Annotated in this window: 20 protein-coding genes, 3 tRNA genes and 2 pseudogenes; 15 read left to right on the top strand and 10 right to left on the bottom strand. The window is 61.9% G+C overall.

What is annotated here, in order from left to right; genetic code table 11:
* Nucleotides 1-13: 13 nt before the first annotated feature.
* Nucleotides 14-670 (bottom strand): hypothetical protein, encoded by a 657-nt coding sequence (locus tag F8O05_RS09990; protein WP_158052604.1) that lies wholly within the window; start codon nt 668-670, stop codon nt 14-16.
* A gap of 104 nt (nt 671-774) precedes the next feature.
* Here F8O05_RS09990 and F8O05_RS09985 point away from each other — a divergent pair, with 104 nt between their 5' ends.
* Together F8O05_RS09985 and F8O05_RS09980 are read left to right on the top strand one after the other, a co-directional pair.
* Nucleotides 775-1338, top strand: coding sequence for a nitroreductase family protein (locus F8O05_RS09985; RefSeq protein WP_158052603.1), 564 nt, complete (start codon nt 775-777; stop codon nt 1336-1338).
* Between the two features lie 32 nt (nt 1339-1370).
* Nucleotides 1371-2252 (top strand): DUF817 domain-containing protein, encoded by an 882-nt coding sequence (locus tag F8O05_RS09980; RefSeq protein ID WP_158052602.1) that lies wholly within the window; start codon nt 1371-1373, stop codon nt 2250-2252.
* 103 nt (nt 2253-2355) lie between these two features.
* Here F8O05_RS09980 and F8O05_RS09975 read toward each other — a convergent pair whose 3' ends face one another.
* A complete protein-coding gene (locus F8O05_RS09975) occupies nt 2356-3429 on the bottom strand; it encodes a Fic family protein (protein ID WP_158052601.1) in 1074 nt (357 codons plus the stop codon).
* A gap of 366 nt (nt 3430-3795) precedes the next feature.
* Between F8O05_RS09975 and F8O05_RS09970 the strand changes: the two are divergent.
* The 4 genes and pseudogenes from F8O05_RS09970 to F8O05_RS09955 form a co-directional block, all read left to right on the top strand.
* A pseudogene (locus F8O05_RS09970) lies at nt 3796-4749 on the top strand (PLP-dependent cysteine synthase family protein); the annotation flags it as partial.
* A 64-nt stretch (nt 4750-4813) separates the two neighbouring features.
* On the top strand, nt 4814-5962 hold the full coding sequence (locus F8O05_RS09965; RefSeq protein WP_158052599.1) for a cystathionine gamma-synthase: 1149 nt from the start codon (nt 4814-4816) through the stop codon (nt 5960-5962).
* 186 nt (nt 5963-6148) lie between these two features.
* The gene (locus F8O05_RS09960; protein WP_158052598.1) at nt 6149-8128 is read left to right on the top strand and encodes an AarF/UbiB family protein; all 1980 of its coding nucleotides are present in this window, start codon (nt 6149-6151) and stop codon (nt 8126-8128) included.
* A 93-nt stretch (nt 8129-8221) separates the two neighbouring features.
* Nucleotides 8222-9445 carry a globin domain-containing protein gene (locus F8O05_RS09955; RefSeq protein WP_318655822.1) on the top strand — a complete coding sequence of 408 codons (1224 nt, stop codon included), beginning with the start codon at nt 8222-8224 and terminating at the stop codon, nt 9443-9445.
* 61 nt (nt 9446-9506) lie between these two features.
* Here the strand turns inward: F8O05_RS09955 and F8O05_RS09950 are convergent, their stop codons facing one another.
* Complete coding sequence (locus F8O05_RS09950; protein ID WP_192497125.1) at nt 9507-10253, bottom strand: helix-turn-helix domain-containing protein; 747 nt, start codon at nt 10251-10253, stop codon at nt 9507-9509.
* Nucleotides 10254-10333: 80 nt separating this feature from the next.
* Here F8O05_RS09950 and F8O05_RS09945 point away from each other — a divergent pair, with 80 nt between their 5' ends.
* Both F8O05_RS09945 and F8O05_RS14800 read left to right on the top strand, forming a co-directional pair.
* Nucleotides 10334-11164 (top strand): DNA glycosylase AlkZ-like family protein, encoded by an 831-nt coding sequence (locus F8O05_RS09945; protein WP_158052596.1) that lies wholly within the window; start codon nt 10334-10336, stop codon nt 11162-11164.
* 30 nt (nt 11165-11194) lie between these two features.
* On the top strand, nt 11195-11347 hold the full coding sequence (locus F8O05_RS14800) for a hypothetical protein (RefSeq protein ID WP_192497124.1): 153 nt from the start codon (nt 11195-11197) through the stop codon (nt 11345-11347).
* Between the two features lie 125 nt (nt 11348-11472).
* Here F8O05_RS14800 and glsA read toward each other — a convergent pair whose 3' ends face one another.
* From glsA to F8O05_RS09920, 4 genes are all read right to left on the bottom strand, one after another.
* Nucleotides 11473-12516 carry a glutaminase A gene (gene glsA, locus F8O05_RS09935; protein WP_158052594.1) on the bottom strand — a complete coding sequence of 348 codons (1044 nt, stop codon included), beginning with the start codon at nt 12514-12516 and terminating at the stop codon, nt 11473-11475.
* Nucleotides 12517-12905: 389 nt separating this feature from the next.
* Nucleotides 12906-12978, bottom strand: a tRNA-Phe gene (locus F8O05_RS09930).
* A gap of 63 nt (nt 12979-13041) precedes the next feature.
* Nucleotides 13042-13115 (bottom strand) — tRNA-Asp (locus tag F8O05_RS09925).
* 68 nt (nt 13116-13183) lie between these two features.
* Nucleotides 13184-13256 (bottom strand) — tRNA-Glu (locus tag F8O05_RS09920).
* Between the two features lie 585 nt (nt 13257-13841).
* On the opposite strand from F8O05_RS09920, the gene F8O05_RS09915 reads away from it, so the two are divergent.
* Nucleotides 13842-15257, top strand: coding sequence for a M23 family metallopeptidase (locus F8O05_RS09915; protein WP_158052593.1), 1416 nt, complete (start codon nt 13842-13844; stop codon nt 15255-15257).
* Between the two features lie 221 nt (nt 15258-15478).
* Here the strand turns inward: F8O05_RS09915 and F8O05_RS09910 are convergent, their stop codons facing one another.
* Nucleotides 15479-15964, bottom strand: coding sequence for an inorganic diphosphatase (locus F8O05_RS09910; RefSeq protein ID WP_158052592.1), 486 nt, complete (start codon nt 15962-15964; stop codon nt 15479-15481).
* 172 nt (nt 15965-16136) lie between these two features.
* On the opposite strand from F8O05_RS09910, the gene F8O05_RS09905 reads away from it, so the two are divergent.
* From F8O05_RS09905 to hpt, 4 genes are all read left to right on the top strand, one after another.
* Entirely contained in the window at nt 16137-17723 is a 1587-nt protein-coding gene (locus F8O05_RS09905; protein ID WP_158052591.1) for a SulP family inorganic anion transporter, read from the top strand.
* 71 nt (nt 17724-17794) lie between these two features.
* Complete coding sequence (locus tag F8O05_RS09900; protein ID WP_158052590.1) at nt 17795-18052, top strand: PLDc N-terminal domain-containing protein; 258 nt, start codon at nt 17795-17797, stop codon at nt 18050-18052.
* A gap of 11 nt (nt 18053-18063) precedes the next feature.
* Nucleotides 18064-19086 carry a tRNA lysidine(34) synthetase TilS gene (tilS, locus tag F8O05_RS09895; protein WP_225735858.1) on the top strand — a complete coding sequence of 341 codons (1023 nt, stop codon included), beginning with the start codon at nt 18064-18066 and terminating at the stop codon, nt 19084-19086.
* A 3-nt stretch (nt 19087-19089) separates the two neighbouring features.
* The gene (gene hpt / locus F8O05_RS09890) at nt 19090-19725 is read left to right on the top strand and encodes a hypoxanthine phosphoribosyltransferase (RefSeq protein ID WP_158052588.1); all 636 of its coding nucleotides are present in this window, start codon (nt 19090-19092) and stop codon (nt 19723-19725) included.
* Between the two features lie 105 nt (nt 19726-19830).
* On the opposite strand, the gene F8O05_RS15050 is transcribed toward hpt, so the two are convergent.
* Complete coding sequence (locus F8O05_RS15050; RefSeq protein WP_225735857.1) at nt 19831-20307, bottom strand: endonuclease domain-containing protein; 477 nt, start codon at nt 20305-20307, stop codon at nt 19831-19833.
* An 87-nt stretch (nt 20308-20394) separates the two neighbouring features.
* On the opposite strand from F8O05_RS15050, the gene F8O05_RS15045 reads away from it, so the two are divergent.
* Entirely contained in the window at nt 20395-20604 is a 210-nt protein-coding gene (locus tag F8O05_RS15045; protein ID WP_225735863.1) for a hypothetical protein, read from the top strand.
* Nucleotides 20605-20628: 24 nt separating this feature from the next.
* Here F8O05_RS15045 and F8O05_RS15290 read toward each other — a convergent pair.
* A pseudogene (locus tag F8O05_RS15290) lies at nt 20629-20700 on the bottom strand (hypothetical protein); the annotation flags it as partial.
* A 313-nt stretch (nt 20701-21013) separates the two neighbouring features.
* Between F8O05_RS15290 and F8O05_RS09880 the strand changes: the two are divergent.
* Nucleotides 21014-21538, top strand: a complete 525-nt coding sequence (locus tag F8O05_RS09880; RefSeq protein ID WP_158052586.1) for a flavodoxin domain-containing protein — start codon at nt 21014-21016, stop codon at nt 21536-21538.
* Nucleotides 21539-21864 lie beyond the last annotated feature (326 nt).

The following is a 21864-nucleotide window of genomic DNA, read 5'->3' as shown; positions in this document are numbered from 1 at the left end:
CTGTGGATAGTGCCTAGACCTCGTGGCCGCCAGCGTCTTCCCACGAAGACACGTGGTGGCGCCATCGCATCGGCACCACGATGAAGCCGCGGTGTTCGGTGCGCTCGGCCGCAAGCCCGGCCTCCGAAAACGCGCCTATCGCATCCGCTTCGACCTCATCCATGGTGGCGTCACCACGCTCGGCAAGCGAAAGCATGACGGGAACTGCATCGTCGTTGTCGAAGTTCTCCCAGGCATTCACCCAGAGCACTACCGCGCCGCGCTGCCCCTCGCGCGGTTCGACATCAGCAAAGTCGGTGAAGATACCGGCGTCAATACCGAGTTCTTCCAGCGCACCGATTGCTTCCACGAAGCGGTCGGTGTCGGTAGTTTCTTCATCCCAGGCCTGGGCGGTCGTGTACGCGGCGGCCCAGAGCGCCTCGGCGAGCGCTTCGGTGTATTCCTCCGGTTCCTCAGCGAAAGCGAACGCGGCGGCTTCGGGAAAATCCTCACCGTCTTCGAGATACTCGTCGATATTCTCCTCGAGGAGTTCGACGGCGTCGTAGGCATCTTCGATGTCACCGTGCAGGATGCGCTGGAATACGTCTTCGAGGAACCAATATTCCTCGGAGTTCTGGCTAAGAGAAGCGACGGCAGGGGCGGCATTGCGCAGTGCGCTCACGAAAGGCATGCGAGCAACGTAGCAGCGGCGGTTAACTGCCGCTCAAAGTCTGATTCCAAGCAAGTTACGGGAGACTTAACCCTGTCCCTGCCTGCATCCTTTTGGAGCCCACGATGCCTGAACCTGAATTCCCGGAACGTCCCGCGCTCGCTGCGCTGCGGGCGCGACGCTCGCACTCGCGTGTGACCGAGGAAGCCCCCGACCGCGAAGAACTCGAATATCTCCTGAGCGCCATGTCGAGCGTGTCTGACCACTCAGCGCTCAAGCCCTGGCGCATCATCGAGATCCGCGGTGCGGGGCGCGAGAAGCTCGGCAAAGCGCTCGCGAAAGCGAACGGGACGAGCAAAGACAAAGGGATTGCGAAGGCTATGCGAGCGCCGCTTGTGCTCGCGGTCGTGGTGTCGCCCAAGAAGAGCTCGAAGGTGCCGTACTGGGAGCAGGAATCCGTCGCATCCGCCGTCGCCCATTACCTATCGCTGCTGCTGCACGAAGCCGGTTGGGGCACGATGTGGCGCACGGGTGACGCCGCGCGCAGCAAGAAGATCCGCAAGGCGCACAAACTCGAAAAGCACGAGCAACTGCTCGGGTGGATCTACGTCGGTGGGGTGCGGGAACGCGACCGTCGCGTGAAGCGTCGTAAGCCACTCGACATGGAACGACACCTCAGTCGGATGTGATCGCGGGGTTGCTTATGCCAAGCTAAGGCGCAATGAACTCCGGTGAATCGCAGCAACCCAAAAATCTCACGAGTGTTGAGCGCTTTCTCGACCGGACTGCGAATCGTTGGTTGGCCTCTCGAGGCGACCGGGGCCTCCGCTCGGGCCTGCTGGAATTTCTCGTCTTCGGGCTGAAGCAGGCGTGGGCCTGCCTCTTCGGTGCATTGATGCTGATCGCGATCATCGCCGCTCGACTGTGGTGGCCCGACGATGCCACGCTCGCGCGGAACGACGCGCTCGTGATCGTGGCGGTGGGCATCCAGGTGCTCATGCTCGTGACCAGGCTCGAAACCGGTCGCGAGCTGTGGGTGATCATGCTCTTCCACATCACCGGCACCATTATGGAGCTGTTCAAAACCGGGGTCGGATCTTGGCTCTATGACCCCGACGGTGTGCTCCGTATCGCGGGAGTGCCGCTGTTCACCGGGTTCATGTACGCGGCGGTTGGCTCGTACATGGTGCGGGTGTATCGGCTTATGGATCTGCGTTTCGACCGCTATCCGCGCCTGTGGCTGACCGCGATCCTCGCGCTCGCGGCCTACGCCAACTTCTTCACGCACCACTTTGTGTGGGATGCGCGGTGGCTGATTGTGCTCGCGGTAGTCGTCACGTATTGGCCGACTTGGATGCATTTCCGCGTCTACCGGCGCACCTTCAAGATGCCCATTCTGGTCGCCTTTGGGCTGGTCGCGACGTTCATTTGGTTTGCCGAGAACATTGCGACCTGGGCGGGAGCGTGGGCATACCCCGATCAAGTTGACGGCTGGGAACCAGTGTCGATCATGAAACTGGTGTCGTGGTTCTTGCTGATGTTGATCAGCGTGGTGCTGGTGACGGTGGTGTACCCGCCGCGCGGAATAGCTCGGCAAAATTAATCGTGTAAAAAATTCGCGAGATTTTTTACACGTTCTGGGGATGTGTTAAAAGTCTTTGCATGTCCAGCGGGAAGGCTGCTGCCTTGATTGAAGTGGAGCTCAATCAACTGGACAGAGTCAATGCGCGAAGGAACTGAACGTTGATGAAGAGCCTCTCGCGGCCGATTCTCTCGTCGATAAGAACGCCAGCCTCTACGAGTTCGTTGAGCCATTTGGTTGCCGTGGGGCGAGAGACATCGCATCGCGCCACCACATTATTAATCCGAACGTAAGGAAGCTCAAACAGGAGGTCAAGGAGATAGGAGTTTGAGCCGCCGACTTCACGAAGAACGGTGCGAACGCTGCGTCGTGCTGCATCGACTTGCTCAACGGTGAGAAGAGTCTCGCGGGACGTTTCGGTGACCCCGTCGAGCATGAACAGAATCCATGGCTCCCAAGCCTCGCTACTAGTGACCTCGAGAAGGCGGTCGTAATATTCATTCTTATTACGAATGATGTACTTCGACAAGTACAACACTGGATATGAAAGTAACTCCCGCTCGACAAGCATGAGGGAGTTGAGGATGCGTCCGGTGCGGCCATTTCCATCCGCAAACGGGTGAATCGCCTCGAACTGATAGTGTGCTGCCGCCATGATGACAAGAGGATCGACATCACTTGCGTCATGGACAAGCGTTTCCCACTCTGCCAGCTTCTCCCGGATGACCTTGGCGCCATCAGGCGGGGTGTACCGGGCAAGGCCAGTCGTCGGGTTTCCGATAAAAGTGCCCGAAAGGTTGCGGACTGACATGTCCCTGCCGGTCACCTGCGTGCAGACTGTCGATGCTGTTGTTGAAGTGATCGGGCGAGACTTGATGCTCTCTAAGCCAGCGTAGAGTGCGGTCCGGTAGCGAAGGGTTTCTTTCGTGGCCGGGGTAATTTCTTGTTCAACGTGTGCAGCTGACCGGAACAATTCGTCTATAGTCGTGACGATGTTCTCGATTTCGGAGCTTGCTTGGGCTTCGATGAGCGAGATTGACTGCAACAGAACCGCCGGGTTTGGCATCCGCTTGAGGGCCTCGTTCAATCCGGCGAGTTCCGCACGAGCTCCGACTGTCGCTTTTAGGACAGCCCGAGTCTCCAGTTCTTCTATCGGCGCCGCGGGTAGATCATTGAAGGGTTCGTTCGCGTTCCACATATGCAAAATCCTTTCACACGTCCTTAAAACGTGTAAAAAATTTCAAGAAAAGTTTACAGGTTTCTTGGTTGGGTGGCTGGATGACTGGCCGTGTGGATGGAATGTTCTGGAGTATCCGGGTGTCGTAACGTAATGAAGCCGCTCATCCGTTGGCCAGACAGTGCCGGTATGCCTGGAATTTTGTTGCAATCCATGACTAGTGGGCCCCGGTTTCGTCATATTTCGTTCCGTGACGAAATAGCTGCCTACGCTCTTCGAGGTCGCTACCGTGGGGTGCATGCAGCAGTGTTGTTGTCTTTAGTCACCTCTGACGTAGTGGTCAGAGGCCATCACTGACCCCGACAACATTCCACCCAGGACAAATCTGTGCGCATCCACACTTCGATTACCGAAGTCATCGGTAATACCCCGCTCGTCGAACTTCAGCACGTCACCCCGAAATCTGGCGCCCGCATCCTCGCCAAAGTCGAGTACCTGAACCCCGGCGGCTCGGTGAAAGACCGCATTGCCGGTGCGATTCTCGACGCGGCCGAAGCCGAAGGCAAACTGCAGCCGGGCGGCACCATCGTCGAACCGACTTCCGGCAACACCGGGGTAGGGCTCGCACTCGAAGCTCAGCGCCGCGGCTACAAGACGGTGTTCGTCCTGCCGGACAAGGTCGCGATCGACAAGATCCGCGTGCTCGAGGCCTACGGCGCCAGGGTAGTGATTACGCCCACCGCGGTGGCGACCTCCGACCCGCGCTCCTATAACAGCGTGGCCGAACAGCTCGTCAGCGAAATCCCTGGTGCCTTCATGCCGAACCAGTTCGCGAACCAAAACGGACCCCTCGCGCATTACCGCAGCACCGGTCCGGAGATCTGGCGCGACACCGACGGTACCGTCACCCACGTGGTGATCGGCGTCGGCACCGGCGGCACCATCACCGGCACCGGCCGCTACCTCAAAGAAATCTCCAACGGTCGCGTCGAAATCATCGGTGTCGAGCCCGAAGGCTCGATCTACAGCGGCGGCGAGGCACACAGCTATCGGGTCGAGGGAGTTGGCGAGGACTTCTTCCCGGAGACCTTCGACACCGCGGTGCCCGACCGCATCCTCAAGATCGGCGACGCCGAATCCTTTGCACTCACGCGCAGGCTTGCGACCGAGGAAGCGCTCCTCGTGGGTGGCTCCTCCGGCATGGCGCTCGGGGCTGCGCTGCGGGTAGCGGAAGAGCTCGACGAGAACGCAGTCGTCGTCGTGATCTTCCCCGACAGCGGTCGCGGCTATCTCAACAAGATTTTTAGTGACGACTGGATGCGCGAGCAGGGTCTCCTGACCGAGCCGGCTTCCGAAGTCAGCGCCTAAACGCATCCGACACCAATTAAGAGGAGAACGACCCAGCATGACCGGCTTTAGCACCCGCGCGATCCACGATGGCAACCCCAACGACCCGGGCACCGGCGCGGTGATCCCGCCGCTGCACCTCACCTCCACCTTCGTGCAGGATGGCGTCGGCAAGCTCCGCAGCGAGTACGAATACTCGCGCAGTGGCAACCCGACCCGCACCGCGCTGCAGGAGACCCTCGCCTCGCTCGAAGCAGGTGCCACGGCCTACGCCTTCGCGAGCGGTCTCGCGGCAGAGGATGCACTGATCCGTGCACACACCCGCCCCGGCGACACGATCGTGATCGGCAATGACGCCTACGGCGGCACCTACCGCCTGATCGACCAGGTCTACCGCCACTGGGGCGTCGAAAACCGCCCGGTGGACTTCACCGACCTCGACGCGGTGCGCACTGCGGTCGCCGAAACCAAGCCGAAGCTCCTCTGGGTAGAAACCCCGTCGAACCCGCTGCTGCGCATCACCGATATCGCCGCCGTGGCCGAGATTGCGCACCTTGCGGGCGCGTTGCTCGTGGTCGACAACACCTTCGCGACCCCGTACCTGCAGCAGCCGATCACCCTGGGCGCGGACTTCGTGGTGCACTCGCTCACCAAGTACCTCGGCGGTCACTCGGATGCGGTGGGCGGCGCCGTGATCGTGCGCGATGCCGAACTCGGCGAGCCGATCGGCTTCCTGCAGAACGCCTCGGGCGGGGCGCTCTCGCCGTTTGATTCCTGGCTGTTTAGCCGCGGCATCAAGACGCTTTCGGCGCGAATGCGCACGCACAGCGACAACGGCGAGGCCATCGTCGCGGCGATCGCCGACCACCCTGCCGTGTCGGCCATCCACTACCCGGGCCTGGAATCGCATCCCGGTCACGAGATCGCGGCGAAGCAGCAGCGACGCTTCGGCGGCATGGTCTCGCTGCAGGTGCGCGGCGGGGCGGATGCGGCGCGCAAGCTCGTCGAATCGACTCGCGTTTTCCAGCTGGCTGAGTCGCTCGGTGGCGTGGAATCGCTGATTGAGCTGCCTGCGGCAATGACCCACGCTTCAGTGAGCGGCACCGAGCTTGAAGTGCCTGCGGACCTCGTTCGGTTGAGCGTGGGTATCGAAGACTCCGAAGACCTCGTCGCCGACCTCCTGCAGGCACTCGACCAGCTCGGTTAGGTAGCGGCCGTGCGTTGAATGAGCCACATCTCGTGGCAGTGCGCCCGTTTCAGTGATCTAACGGTGGTGGAGCCGTGCGCTTCACCACTGTTTTGCACATCGAGGCGCCAAAATCAGTTTTCACCGATGCGGAAACTGCCAGTCGAGAACTGGTAGAACTCAGGAGAGACTCGAAGAAGGAGCCCCGTGAGTGCACTGACTGTTTCGCTCGACATTGTGTTGATGTTGGTTGCGGCCCTCGTTTTCATGCTGCTGATCGGTTCGTTGCTGCAGCGTCTGCTGGGGAAGCGAATGAGCCGCGCGCGGATTACCTTCGCGGGGCTGCTGGGGCTCATCGCGGGTGTCGCGTTCGCGGCGAGGTTCGCGTGGAACAACACCACCGACCGGTTCGCGATGATCGCGATCGCGCTCTCCCTCATCCTGTTCGTCTCCGTGGCCACCCTGGTGCTGGCTGAACTCGTCCTCCCGCAGGGTTCGCTCCCGCGACCCGATAAATGGCTGCCGGCGGTTCGTCGCGGTGTTCAGCGACAGCGTCGCTACCAACAACTCGCGCGGATTATCGGCAAGCACAAGGTCTTGCCGCGCGCGCTGCATCACGACAACACGGTGCAGGCAATGACTGCGCGCCGCGAGCAAGCGGATGCGCTGCGCGCGGTCCTTGAGGATGCCGGCGGGGCGTTCGTGAAGATCGGCCAGATTCTCTCCACTCGGCCGGATCTGCTGCCGCAAGAATTCATCACCGCACTCGGCAAGCTGCAACAGCAAGTACCGCCAGCGTCGTGGGAGACCATCGAACCGGCGCTGAATGCATCCCTCGGCCGCGACTATCGCGAGGTCTTTCAGTCTTTTCATACGGAACCGTTTGCCTCCGCATCCATCGGGCAGGTGTACGACGCGACCCTGCATTCGGGGGAGCGAGTTGCGGTGAAGGTGCGCCGCCCGGGCATCGTCGACCGGATCAATCTCGATACCGATATTGCGCTGCGGCTCGCACGCACTTTCACGCAAAATAGCGAATGGGGCGATCAACTCCACGCCGAGCATCTCGTGCAAAACCTCACCGACAGCCTCAAAGAGGAAGTCGACTACCGCTGCGAGGCCGCAAACCTCGCGGTGTTGGCCCACGCACAGACTGAGGTCGCAGAATCGGCCCGCGTGCGCATCCCTCGCCAATACCCGGAACTGAGCACCGACGAGGTGTTCGTAATGGAGTACCTCGAGGGCACGACCCTGAGCCATATCTCGAGCCTCGAGTCGCTGGATGCGGCAAAGCGGCATGAACTTGCCCGTCGCCTGCTCGCCTCTACACTCGAGCAAATCGTTGACGTGGGCGCGTATCACTCGGACCTGCACCCGGGGAATATTGTGATCGACACAGAGCAGCAGCTGGCGCTGCTCGATTTCGGTGCGGTGGGACGACTCGACTCGCAAATGCGGCAGCAGATTCTCGATGTGCTGCTCGCCTATACGCGCCACGACTCGCGCGCGTTTACCGAAGCAATTCTCGGGTTCCTCGATCTTCCCGATGATCTCGATGAGGCGAGCCTGCGCCGTAGCCTTGCCGACTTCATGGCTACGAAGCTGGGCGTCGGCACGAAACTCGACGCCTCAATCGTCACCGACGTCACCCACCTGCTGCAGTCATATGGTCTTGTCGTGCCAGCGCAGATGACGATGCCGTTCCGGGCAATTATCGCCGTCGAAGGCTCGCTCACGGTGCTCGATCCGAGCTTCAATTTCTTGGCGGAGGTCGCGAGCTTCGTGAAGCATCGGGCGGTGGATGCGGTCAAGCCCGCCTCTGTCACGAAGGCGCTCGCGGACGAGGCACTCGGGGCGCTGCCGATGATTAGGCGGCTACCGGGGCGGGTGGATCGGATCACCGGGGACCTCGCTGAAGGTCGCTTCGGATTCAATATGCGGTTACTCGCCGATCGCCGTGACCGTGACTTCATCCGCGAAATAGTTGCCACCGTGACCTTCGCCGTGCTCGCGGGAGTCACGGGGATCATGTCGGTACTGCTGCTCAACAGCACCACCGGGCCAGCGCTGTCACCCGAGGTCACGCTGCTGAACCTGTTCGGCTATTTGTTGCTGTCGATCTCTGGTGTGCTGTCACTGCGCGTGCTCTTCGATGTGCTGCGACGCCGCGGTAGGGGCATCCATTAATAAACACGGTGGAACCGCGAGCAGCGAATTTGGCGACCGGGCAGGATCGAGGTGTTCCTCGCATCCAGAGAATTTAGGAGAGGTGCCCATCTCATGCTGAAACTCCACCCGGAAAATGAAGCCATCGTTGCCGCGACCGCCGGCGTTGTCGCCGAGAACGCTGAAGCGATCACCAAGGTCTTCTACCCGGACATGTTCGAAGCTCACCCCGAGCTGCTGAACGTGTTTAATCACGCCAACCAGGCCATCGGGGAACAGCAGAAGGCACTCGCGGCCTCGGTGGTGGCGTTCGCGGTGCAGCTTATTTCGCCGGATGCGCCGGACTTCACCCCCGTCATGCAGCGCATTGCGCACAAGCACGTTTCGCTCGGCATTAAGGCTCCGCAGTACACGATCGTCGGCAAGTACCTGATGGGTGCGATCGGCAAGGTGCTCGGCGACGCCGTGACCCCCGAGGTCGCTGCTGCCTGGGATGAGGTGTACTGGCTCTTTGCGACCCAGCTCATTGCCGAAGAAGCAAAGCTCTACGCTCAGGGCGGCACCGACCCCGAGTCGCCGTGGCGCGAATACCGCGTGGTGGAGCGCTTCGAAGAGTCTGATGAGGTTTTCTCGCTGCTGCTTGCACCGCTCGAAGGCAACGTGCCCTCGCACCGCACCGGCCAATACGTGGCGATCGAGGTCGACCTGCCAAACGGGATGCGCCAGCCCCGCCAGTACACGATCTCTTCGGGCCCGCGCGGCGACTCGCTGCGAGTGACCATTAAGCGCGTGCGCGGTGTGAACGGCGCCCCCGACGGCGCGGTTTCGGGTTGGCTGCACGAGAACGCCAAGCCCGGCACGGTACTGCGCCTTTCACAGCCTGCCGGTGACGTGGTGCTTGATGGCCGCGCCGACACCGACTCGCCAATCGTGCTCGTTTCGGCCGGTATCGGGATCACCCCGGTCGCCGCGATCCTCGAGGACCTCTCGCGCCGCCAGCCAGACCGCACGGTGCGCCTCTTCCACGCCGACAAGTCGCACGCCGACCACGCACTGTATGACAGCCTGCGCCGTCAGGTGCTCGCGATGTCGGACGCGAAGGCGCAGAACTGGTACGAGAAGGATGCTGACAAGGCACCCACGCTCCACCCAGCGAAGGAAGGGTTCATGAACCTCTCTGACGTTGAGGTGCCGGGCGATGCTGAAGTGTTCATGTGCGGCCCGCTGCCCTTCATGCAGATCGCGCGAAAATCGCTGATCGACCAGGGCATCCCGAGCGAAAACATCCACTACGAGGTCTTCGGTCCCGACCTCTGGGCACAGAACCCCGACGCGTAGTCGGCAGTCGACGGTGCGGTGGTGGCGTTATCCCCTTGGCGCCACCGCCGCACCCGTCGCACTACGACGCGAGCTTCGCGCCGCTGGGGCCGGTGGTGAATACTCGGGAGGACTTCTGTTGCCATTCGCGCAAGGCGGCGTCGGCCTGCTCAGCGAGTTCCGCATCCGCGGCCTCGCTCGAAACGCCGCCCGGGCGGGATGCGCGGCTCGCCTCGCCCGCGATGCCCAGCACGATCTCGCAGCGCTCGGGCCCAACGTATGGATGCAGTCGGCGAAGTTCCAGCGGACCTTCGACGTGCTGGAGTTGGTCACGAACCAACTTGGCATGCACGGCGCACACCACCGGGCGCTCTTCATGAATCAGCGGCTCATATCGGCAGGGCTTGAGCCCCACCGTCAACGTTCGATGGTTCACCTCGGGCTCAAGACCGACATCATCCAAGTGCTCATAGAGGGTGTCGAGCTGGTGCAGCCCAACCGGGTCAAGCGTGCCCCGAAGGTCGGGCTGAACGCGACGGAGCAGATCGCCGCGAGCGGTCGCATCCTGCACCCGGCGGGAAGCCTCGGCACTGTCATCGACATCTCGAACCGGCGAATACACCACCGGCGGCCGGCCCCGTCGCCCCGTCTCGATCGGAGCGCTCGACACGAGCCCCTCGTCTTCCAGCACCCGCATGTGATCGCGCGCCGTGTTGATGTGGATACCCGCATCGGCCGCGAGGTCTTTCAGCAGGCGGCCGGGACGGCGCTGGACGGCATGCAGCAGTCTCAGTCGGCTCATCTCGGTGAGCCCGCGATAGTCAGTCACCCGGCGAGGCATATGTTCAATGATAGGTCGGCGCCGGTGGTCGTTCCAGGGCGGAAACTTGGGCTGAGAAGGATGCGGTGATGCAGCGAGAAGAGGCCCGGGCGGCCAAGCTAACCGTGTGGGCCGTTCGTGGAGCGCCGCATTTTGTGCGCCGCGAGTACCTCGCCGACCTGCAGATCGCGCTCTCACCCTTCTCTGAGGCCGACGCGACCAAACGCATCCTGCTTGCCGGAAAAGGTCTGCAGGCTGCCGGTGTCGGAGCGATTGAAGGGATGCAGGTCTTTGCGACTGTGATGCGTGAGGCGGTTCCCAGCCGTGGCGCCACAATTTCGAAGGGTGAGCTGTCGACGCTGCTGCACGAGCGACTTCCGGGCGAATACCAGGTTGATTGTCGACGGTGCGGGGCTACGCATCCGCACGAGCAACTCTTTCGGATCGGGGCACTCCACGCGGGGCTTGAGCTTGAGCCAGGCACTAACCCGCCGAATCTTCGGCGCATCCCGAACTGGCCGCGCCGTGAGCCCGGATTCGCGAGTGACCCTCTGCGGGCATCCACCCCGCGGCAGGTGATTCGCGCGTACCTGCACCACCTCGGGCCTGCAAGCCCGCGCGACATTGCGGCCTACCTGGAGACGAATGTGGGTGAGATCAAGGCGTATTGGCCAGCGGATGCGCGCGAGGTGACCGTGGCGGGGCGTCGGCTGTTTGCCCTGACGGCGGATGTTGAGCAGCTTAGGGATGCGGGAAGGGTGGATGCGCCGCAGTTGCGGCTGTTGAGTGGTTTCGACCTCTTTATGGCGGCGAAGGACCGGGAGTTTCTCGTGTTGGATGAGGGCCACCGGAAGACGCTGTGGCCGGTGTTGGGGCGGCCCGGTGCGGTTGGGGTGGATGGCGAGGTGATTGGGGTGTGACGGCCGAAGTCCGCGAAGCAAAAGCTCAGCGTGAACGTTGAACTGTGGGCAGGGGCCGCCGAAGCCGCGATCACCGAAGCGGACTTAACCGAGGTGGATTTAGCCGAGGCAATCGAGACCCAAGCCGAACGGATCGCTGCCGCGCGCGGCCAGGTGCTGGCAGCCGTTGCGATTGCGAACTAGCTCCCGAACTGCGGGGTGACGGCGCACGAATTTGGTTTTTCGTTGAGGGGCAGACGGTGTTTCTTGAACAGGTGCACACGAGCCACCCGAATGAAACGAAGTAGACGCCTTTGGTCTCACCCCGGCTAGTTGTTGAGGATGCCGAATCCGCTTGTTGAGGTGGGGCGTGGCTGGGCTGGCAGTTCCGAGGACGCGAAGAGATTGAGTCCGAGGGCACGCGAGAGATATGCGATCGCGCGCTGGCCGCGCACGCTATTGCCCGCCCGGTCGAGCCTCGGAGAAAACGTGCCAACGGCGCCCTTCCCGGGAGATACCGCAACGATTCCACCGGCGACACCGGATTTCGCCGGGAGGCCGATTTCGAAGAGCCACTCGCCGGAACGTTCATACATACCGTTACCCGCGAGCATGGACAGCGTGTCTCGCGTGGTGTCGGGGGAGACCACCCGCTCACCGGTAATCGGGTTTACGCCACCATTCGCCAGGGTGGATCCCATGATCGCGAGATCGTGGCCGGTTACGAGCAGCGAACACTGCCGGGTATAGACATCAAGAGTTTCGTGCGGGTCCCTGTTGAGGCGACCGTAACTCTGTAGGAGGTAGGCGATGGCCTGATTGCGCTGATTGCTGGCCATCTCGGAGGCATAGACCTCTGCATCCACCTCGAGCTCGCGGCCGGCGAACGCAGAAAGCCCCTCGCGGATGCGGCTCCACTGCCGCTCGTGCGAGATGCCAGCCAGCATCCCAGTGGTGGCGATCGCGCCGGCGTTCACCATCGGGTTCATGGGGCTGCCCTCGTTGAGTTCAATGGCGATCACCGAGTTGAAAGACAGGCCGGTGTTATTCGCGCCGATGCGCTCGCGGACGACATCGTGGCCAAATTCTTCGCAGACGAGGGCGAACACGAACGCCTTGGAGACGGACTGGATCGAGAATGGATGCCGGGCTTCGCCGACGTCGTGGATCCGCCCGTGCACTTCAGCTACCGATACCCCAAACCAGTCGGGGCTGGCGTGGGCCAGCGCCGGAATATAGTCGGCGACTTCCCCTTCATCGAGATCCCGATATTCCGCATACGCAAGCGCAGTGAGCTCTTCGACTTCTTCCCATGTGGGGAGTTGCCCCGTCGAGACTTGCTGGTCGACGACGCTTGCTTCTGATTCGAACATCGCACTCCTTCGTGAAATCGCCCCAGTTTAGCTGTGCGGTCTCCGCAGATTCCTCGGCCTCCGCCGCTTTCGCCGAGCGGCCTCGGTGGGTTCCACCGACCCTCCCGCCACACAGACCCGTCGATAGGCGCTGGTTGTAGCCGACAGAAGAGCACCCAGTGACGAGTTGCTGGGGTGGGACGCCGAGATCCGTCGATGGATGCTGTTTGGGGCTGGCGGGAGAGCGTCGAGTGACGAGTTGTTGGGGGTGGGGTGTGGAGATTCGTCGATGGATGCTGATTGGGGCGGGTAGAAGAGCGTCTGGTGACGAATTGTTGGAGTGCAAGCGCGGCGGCCGGCGGCGCGGGAAAACGAAAAACCCCGCGATGTAGAAGCTACGCGGGGTTTAGTGGCTCCGACGGGCGTCGATCCCGTGACCTCACGATTTTCAGTCGTGCGCTCTACCAACTGAGCTACAGAGCCGGGTAAAGGAAATCCTTTACCGAGATGAAACGCCCTCATCTTTCGACAAGGGCGTCGCACTCGCGACCCTGACGGGACTTGAACCCGCGACCTCCGCCGTGACAGGGCGGCACGCTAACCAACTGCGCTACAGGGCCTTATTAATTTTTGCGACATCCAACAGTAACAGATCTCTCGGCTTCGGTACCACTCGGGGCTACCACAGTGACCCCAACGGGATTCGAACCCGTGTTGCCGGCGTGAAAGGCCAGTGTCCTAGGCCACTAGACGATGGGGCCGAGATTTGCTGTCGTGTTGACTGCCGAGAGTAAAGCTTAGGGGCATTGCGCAGCGCTCGCAAGTTGGCTGCGGCTCGGGTTTCAAAATCGGCCTAAATGCTGGGAAGTTATCGGCGTGTCGCGATGATGCTGAAGGTGCAAAATCGTTCAGGATGCTGGAGGTGCGGAATCGCTCGTGGATGCTGGGGCGGCAAAATCGCTTGGGGTTCAGGAAGTGAGGAATCGCTCGAGGGGGCAGGAAGTGCAAAGTCACTCGAGGCTGCTGGCGGTGCAAAATTGCTCGGGATGCTGGCGGTGAAAAAACGCTCGGGCGCTGGAGGCACTAAACCTTTCGGAAAGTGCCCCGCTGCATCCAGTGAAAAAATGCCGTCTTGCCGACACTCCGTGTATAACGCGAGTATTTACCGCATCATCGGGCTAAATAGCGTCGGCAGACTGCGCGTGTCGTGAGAAAAATATTGATTACATTGGCCAGAGTGACTACCGTAGCAAATGTTGTTTACGTGGCGTATGTGAAAGTTGCGCACTGACGATGCCAAATTCGAGGCAACGGAGCGTCTCGAAAGAAGGCAAAGAGAGGGACGGATGACTTCGACCAGTGGTCTGTGGGATCGCACGCGCCACCTTGGTTTCAAAGCCGGTGCCGTAGTAGTTCTCACCGCAGCTCTGATTGCACAGGGCGCACTTGTCTCAACCGCAAAAGATCTCGACGAATACGCCACCTGGGATGACGTCATCAGCGCACAGGGCGATGTCGACAAGCAAAACGCCCTGATCGACGAAATCAACGGCCAGATTGATCAGCTCAAAGCCGATGTCGAAGTAGCTGAGCAGGTCGCCATTGACGCCGGCCAGGCGTACTCCGACGCGGCAGATGCGACCACCGAACAGAACTCGGTCGTCTACAACCTGCAGCTGCAGGCTGACGAGGCGGACCAGCTCGCGACCGAATCTGAGCAGGAAGCCGGCGCCATGGTCGCCGCAATGTCGAATCGGGTCAACGTCGATCCGACCGTGCAGCTGCTCACACAGCCCGGCTCAGCCGACGACTTTTTGATGGGCATGTCGACGCTCTCCAAGCTCGGCACCCACAACGGCGGCACTTACGAGGATGCGGTCAGTCAGCGCAATAACGCCGAACAGCTTGGCGAGCAGGCAGAGGTCGCGCTCGATGAACTCGAACGGCTCGAGGCGGAATCGCAAGCGGCCTACGAGTCGGCAGTCGCGGCGCAGCAGGACCTCCAGAACAAGCGTGATGCGGCGATCAACGAAGGCTCGGAACTCGAAGCCATGTTGATTCCGCTCATGGAGCACCGCGACGTGGTTGAAGCCGACTACGAAGAGGGCGAGCGACTTCGCGAAGAAGAGCGCCAGCGCATCGAACGGGAGCGCCAGGAAGCCGCCGAAGCAGCGGCCGCGGAAGCCGCAGCAGCCGAGGCCGCCCGCCAACAGCAGAACAACAGTGGCTCCAGCTCCTCGTCCTCCTCAAGCAGCTCCAGTAGCTCGAGCAGTTCCAGCAGCTCCGGCTCATCCTCGAGCGGTTCCTCCAGCAGCGGGTCGAGCAGCGCATCCACCGCGGGCTATCACTACCCGATGTCCTCCTCGGCGTACATCACCAGCCCCTACGGCATGCGCCTGCACCCTGTCTATTTCTACTGGCGGATGCACAATGGCATCGACTTGGTCGTCCCCGGCGGCACCTGCTGGGCACCGATCTATGCGGTCGCATCCGGCACCGTGACGATCGCCGGCTGGGTCGGTGACTACGGCAACATGGTCTCCTACCGCACCAACGACGGCAGCGTGATCCAGAACGGCCACATTTCCTCGGGCGGTATCAATGTCTACGTTGGGCAGTACGTGAATGCCGGGGATGTCATCGGCTACGCGGGCACCACTGGCGCCTCCACCGGTTGTCACCTGCACTTCGAAATCCTGCAGGGCGGCAGCTACGTCGACCCCGTTGCCTGGCTGAATAACCGCGGAATGTATTACTACTAGGCCCACGCGCGCATCCGGCCCGGGATACACCTCCCGAGGCCGTCGCGCACTCTGCCGAAACAAAGCATCCCGCTGGGCGAATACCGCCAAAGCCGAGCCGCGCATCCAACCCACTAAAAAATCCGCGGTGACGATTTCTCGTCACCGCGGATTTTTCGCGTCAGCGCTGATTTGCCGGGACGGGCTCTGCCGCCGGAAAGTGCTCAGCCGCCAGAAAGCGCTTATTCGCCGGGGAAGGCCTCGATCGAACGCTGGATGATCTCGTCAGCCTCGGCAGCCGAACCCCACGCGTCAACCTTGACCCACTTGCCGGGCTCGAGGTCCTTGTAGTGCTCGAAGAAGTGCTGGAGCTGGTCGCGAGTGTTCTGCGGGACATCCTCGAGCTCCTGGTACTGCGCGAAGCGCGGGTCCTTGTGGGGGACGCAGAGGATCTTGTCGTCGCCGCCGGCCTCGTCCGACATACGCAGCACGCCGATTGGGCGAACCTTCAGGCCCACGCCCGGGAACACCGGGTACTCGAGCAGCACGAGCGCGTCGAGCGGGTCGCCGTCGTCGGCGAGGGTGTCCTCGAAGTAGCCGTAGTCGACCGGGTATACGAACGGGGTGAAGAGCACCCGGTCGAGGTAGACGCGACCGGTCTCGTGGTCAACTTCGTACTTGTTCTGGCTTCCGCGGGGAATCTCGATGACGACGTCATATGCGGCCATGAAGGATGCTCCTAAGTGCTTGATGGGGTGATTTCGCATTGGATGCGTTGGGTCAAGGCTAGCGCGCACGTCCCTTGGCGTGCATGGGTGCGGCCCCGGGTCGCCTGGGCGTGCCGCCGCCGAGCATGGGTGCGCCTAGGATCGGAAGGTCCCTAGCAGCAGGAAGGTTTGCATGAGTACCGCCGTTTCTCCCGTGGTCGAGCAGCGCGTGAGGCACGCACTCACCCATCCGCGCATCCTTATCCGCGAGGTGCTCGCGGGTCTTGTGGTGTGTCTGGCGCTGATTCCCGAAGTGGTCGGCTTTTCGATCATCGCGGGGCTGGACCCTGCCGTAGGGCTGTACACCTCGATGGTGATGGTGCTCGCGATCTCGATCACCGGTGGTCGGCCTGCGATGGTCACGGCCGCCGCGGGCGCCACCGCGCTCGTGCTCGCACAGGTCTCGCGCGAATACGACATGAACTACGTGGTCGCGACGGTGCTACTCGCGGGTGTGCTGCAGATCGTGCTGGCCGTGCTCGGGGTGGGGAAGCTGATGCGCTTCATCCCGCGCAGCGTGATGATCGCCTTCCTCAACGCACTGGCGATTCTGATTGCGCTCTCGCAGCTGCCGCACCTTGTTGGCGTGGGCTGGCAGGTGTACGCGCTCGTTGCCCTCGGCATCTTGATCGTGTGGGTGTTCCCGAAGGTCACGAAGGCCGTCCCGGCGCCGCTCGTTGCGATCGTCGTGGTGACCGCGGTCGCGCTGCTCTTTCGCGTGGATGTGCCGACGGTGGCGGACCAAGGCGAGCTTCCCGCATCCCTACCGGGCCTCTTCTTCCCCGAAGTTCCCTTGACGCTGGCGACCCTGCAGATCATCGGACCGACGGCGGTCGGGATCGCACTTGTGGGGCTGATGGAGTCGCTCCTCACCGCGAAACTCGTCGACGACATCACCGAAACTAACTCTTCCAAGACGCGCGAATCGGTGGGACAGGGGATCGCGAACCTTGCCGCCGGTGCGTTCGGCGGCATGGGTGGCTGCGCGATGATCGGCCAAACGATGATCAATGTGAAGGGCTCCGGCGCGCGCACCCGAGTGTCAACCTTCGCGGCCGGGCTGTGGCTGATGCTGCTGATTCTGCTACTCGGAGACGTGGTCGGGATGATCCCGATGGCGGCGCTGGTGGCTGTGATGATCATGGTTTCGATCGGGACATTCAACTGGCATTCGATCGCGCCGAAGACGCTGCGGCGGATGCCCCGGGCCGAGACCACGGTGATGGTGCTGACGGTCGTGGTGGTCGTCTGGACGGAGAATCTCGCCGTCGGCGTAATCGTGGGTGTGCTCGCGGCGATGATCGCCTTTGCACGCCGAGTCGCGCACTTCACGCGGGTGACTCGCGTGATTGAGGGCGTGGCGGTAGGCGTGGGCGCGGATGCTGGTGCGGGCACAGGTACGGACGCTGGTGCGCGGGCAGGGTCGGATGCGGATGCAAGTTCGGGTGCGGGCTCGGTTGCGGTGGCCCGCTATAAAGTCTCCGGCCCGCTGTTCTGGGCTTCGAGCAATGACCTCGTCACCCAGTTCCGCTACGCCGATGACCCGAAGCGAGTGGTCATCGACCTATCCGATTCGCACGTCTGGGACGCCTCTTCGGTCGTAACGCTCGATGCAATCGAACAGAAATATGCCCAGCACGACGCCACAGTCGAGTTCGTCGGTATGAATCCGCAGTCACGCATCCTGCATCGAAAACTGCGGGGAACTACGCCGCAATAGCCTCGCATCCAGCCGCATCCGCGAGACTGGACCCGAGCATCCAAAATGGCGCGAATGGGAGACGTGAGCAGATGGCGACACAGAATGGCGAGTGGGTCTCGCAAGGCAAGAAGCGGTGGCAGGCCCTGAGCGAGAACACCAAGCTCGGAATCGTGGGCCTCGCGGCCGTGGAGATCACGCTGCTGGTCGTGGCTCAAGCGGAGCTGCTCACAAGCGACCGGGAGCGGGTGCGCGGGAAGAAATGGCTGTGGTTCTTCGCAAACTTCGTGAACTTTTTTGGCCCGATCTCCTTCCTGGTGTTCGGTCGGCGACGTAGCCGTCAGGCCTAGGCCAAGCTAGGCTGGCATCCGTGACTGATCGACCTCGCCTAACCCCGGCGGTCGCGAACATCCGAAGGGCAGTACGCAATGCGCTTCGCGGATACGCGGCCGAGGGAGACCTTGTGCTCGTTGCGCTCTCTGGTGGACCGGATTCGCTTGCATTAGCGGCCGGCCTTGCCTTTGAGGCGCCGCGGGCTGGTCTTCGTGCCGGAGCGGTCATTGTCGATCACCAGATGCAGCCGGGCTCGGCTGAAGTTGCGCAGCGCGCTGCGCAACAGGCTCGTGACCTCGGGCTCGACCCCGTCGTGGTTGAGACGATCACGGTGGAGGACAAGGGTGCAGGCCCCGAAGCCTCCGCTCGCGTGGCTCGCTACGACATCATTGACCAGGTGAAAAAGCGCCTCGGCGCATCCTGGGTCGTGCTGGGCCACACGCTGGATGACCAGGCTGAGACGGTCCTGTTGGGCCTGGCCCGCGGCTCCGGCGGGAAGTCGCTGCACGGTATGGCGGTCGTCAACGGCTACCTCGTGCGGCCGCTACTTGGAATCGAGCGTCAAGAGACTCACGATGCTTGCGCCGACCAGGGGCTCGAACCCTGGCTCGACCCGATGAATGAGGACGAAAGCTTCAAGCGGGTGCGCATCCGCAAGACCGTGATGCCAACGCTCGAGGCGGAACTTGGGCCGGGCATCGCTCAGGCACTTGCCCGCACCGCAACCACCCTGCGGGAAGACTCGGAAACGCTCGACGCGCTCGCTCTCGAATGGGCGCAGGAGATTGTCGACACGGATGCTGAGGGTCGCGTCACGCTCGATGTCGGGGGACTCGTAACCCAGCCTGCAGCCCTGCGTCAGCGAATCTGTCGAATCGTTGCCGAGCAGGGCTTCGGCGTCTCGCTCTCGCGTGCCCACACCATGATGGTGTCCGCGCTGGCCACCGAATGGCGCGGTCAAGGGCCGATCGACCTGCCAGGGATCACCGTGGAACGAGCCGAAGGACGAATCCTGTTCGGCGCGGCCGGACGTGGACACGAGGAGGACTAGCGGATGCGCGCGGAAGACTGCCCGGACGAGATCCGTCAGGTGCTACTGACCACCGAAGAAATCCAGGAGCGCATCGGCGAACTCGCGCGCGATATCGAGCGTGACTACGCCGGCAAGCTGCCGCTGCTGGTGGGGGTGCTCAAAGGCGCGGTCATGGTCGTGAGCGACCTCGCGCGGGAACTGCGGATGCCGCTGGAGATGGACTGGATGGCCGTGTCTTCCTATGGCTCGGGCACGGAATCTACCGGTGTGGTGCGGATCCTGAAAGACCTCGACACCGACTTGACCGGTCGTGATGTGCTGATCGTCGAGGACATTATTGACTCTGGGTTGACGCTGACCTGGCTGACGCAGAACCTGGCCTCTCGCGGAGCGGCCTCCGTGGAAGTCTGCACGCTGCTGCGCAAGCCCGAGCGGCTGAAGACAGATCTGCCGGTGCGTTACATCGGCTTCGACGTGCCGAATGAGTTCGTGGTTGGTTACGGGCTTGACTACAACGAGCGCTACCGGAACCTGCGCGATGTCGTCGTGCTGCACCCCGCGGTGTTCGGCGCCGACGACATTGACGCGAGCGGCCCCGTCGAACCCGCCCGCAAAGTCATCAACCCCGGCCTCGGCGGCGGCCCCACCGCCAGCTAGCGCTGCAGGCTAGCGGCTTTTTCGGCGCGGCTGCAATTTCTGACGTGTATGGGTGGTCAGGAGGGAATAATTCCCTCCTGACCACCCATACACGTCTCTTATCACCTATCGCCTAAGCGTTCTCGGGTCACCACGGTGCTCGTCGCGTCGAATGAGCGCCAGAATGTCTAATCCGACCTCTTCTAGGTTGTACATCACCTCGGCATAGGTGAGGCGAATGTGTCGATACCCCATATTGGTGAGGAATCGGTCTCGCCGGCGATCATCGGCGTGGTTTTCTGGGGCCTCGTGATGAGCGCGGCTGTCAATCTCGACAACGAGGCGATCTCCGATGAGGAAATCGACCCGTCCAACCATGGGTATACGCACCTGTGCCCGGAATTTAATTCTGTTTCGAGTCAACCACAGTCGGAAATACGTTTCCGTTCCCGATTGTGCGGAGTCCGCGACCAGCTTCAATGCATCAGCACCACGTTTGCCAGCACGTTGAGCAATCATCTCTACCTCCGACCAATTGAGAATGTTGAGGTTGAGGATCGAGTCTGCGAGCACAATGGTGGTGTCACGCGGGCAGGTAAGCATGCTCGTAAGAAGTGCACTGGCTGGGCGGTCGACACTGCGATCAAGCCGAACAGCGCGAGCTTCTGGTAGAGCGAATGGCATCAGGGCATGCGCGGACCTATGCGGCACGTAGTTCTTGAGGAGGCGAAGCCTGACATGAATTGGCTGTCTTGGCGGGATCCAAACTCCATAGAGTTTCAGGGCTGCTGGGCCGCTGAGAACTCCACCCGCACGAACTGCGCTGACAGCCAGTCGGTTCGCCCCATCACCGCCGTACCACCCATTCCGGAGGCGGGTGAGGGCGCCACGCTGCGTTAGTCTCCGGACATCATTGTGTTTGAGCCCTGCTTCGCGGAGGTGGGCAGAACTCACTACGCCATGGTGTTGGGCAAGAAGGTATTCAAGGTCGTTCATGCAGTGATTGGACGTCGAATCTGCGTCGGGCTGATAGGCACTAGTCATGACCTGTGGATTACTGAGTTTCCACAGCCGCCAAGTCGACCACCTGTGTCGCGCTGCGGAGATGCAGTGTGAACTGGCTTTGTTCCTGGTTTTGGGGTTCCTGTGCCTGTGTCGGCGCCTCTGCCGGATGTTGGGCGGGGTGGGGCCGGGACATTGCCTGTACCTGCAATTTCTGACGTGTATAGGTGGTCAGGAGGGAATAATTCCCTCCTGACGGTCTATAAGCGACAGAGATTGCAGACGGACCACGACGTAAACTGTTCCCATGAGCGTCTTGGTTGCGTACACCTCGAAAACTGGCTTCACGAAGACCTATGCCGAGTGGATTGCCGCCGATCTCGGCGCAACGCTCGTCACTACCGACGAACTCACCCCTGAACTGATCGCCGAACACGACGTGATCGTGCACGGCGGCGGCAACCGGGCCGGAAATCTCGGGGGCCTGTCGAAGTTCCTGAAGCTCTGGGACGAACTCCGCGGCAAGCAGGTCGTGCTCTGGTACACCGGTGCGAGCCCCGAGAACCCCGAGGCAAACGCACGCCAGTGGGAGAAAGTGCTGACTCCCGAACAGTGTGACGCCGCAAAGCTCTTTTACCTCCGCGGCGGCTTTGACATGGGCATCTTGCGCGGCAAGGACAAGCTCATGATGAGCGGTATGCGTAGTGCGCTCAAGCTCAAACCGAACCTCAGCCCCTCGGAGCAGGGGATGCTGAAGATGTTCGACAACCCGATCCGCGACCTCGACCGCGAGGCAGTAAACCCGCTCGTGGAGTACGTGCGCGCACTGTAGCGCCGTAGCAGAGCGCAGCCGTAGCGATAGGCGCCCCCTCAGCGGGGCGCCTATTTTGCGCGCCATCGGGGTTTAACAGCGACCCGTCAGCCATCAAGAAAATGACCAAAACTCCCGCTAGACACATAACCAATACGCACGTATTGTTAATACCCAGCGGCGCACATCGAGGTGCGCAATGACTTGAACAAGAAAGGTCGGGGGGTGCCCCTATGTGATCTGTCAAGCAGCTAATGCCAGCGGTCGGGGTTCCGGTGCGTCGTAGAGGGTGCCGTCGCGCATCATCGCGAACAGCACTGTCGATCGACGGTGAGCCAGCGCAATCA

It is taken from the genome of Gulosibacter chungangensis (genome assembly GCF_008831155.1).
Taxonomy (GTDB): domain Bacteria; phylum Actinomycetota; class Actinomycetes; order Actinomycetales; family Microbacteriaceae; genus Gulosibacter; species Gulosibacter chungangensis.
This window is presented reverse-complemented; position numbering and strand designations above follow the sequence as displayed.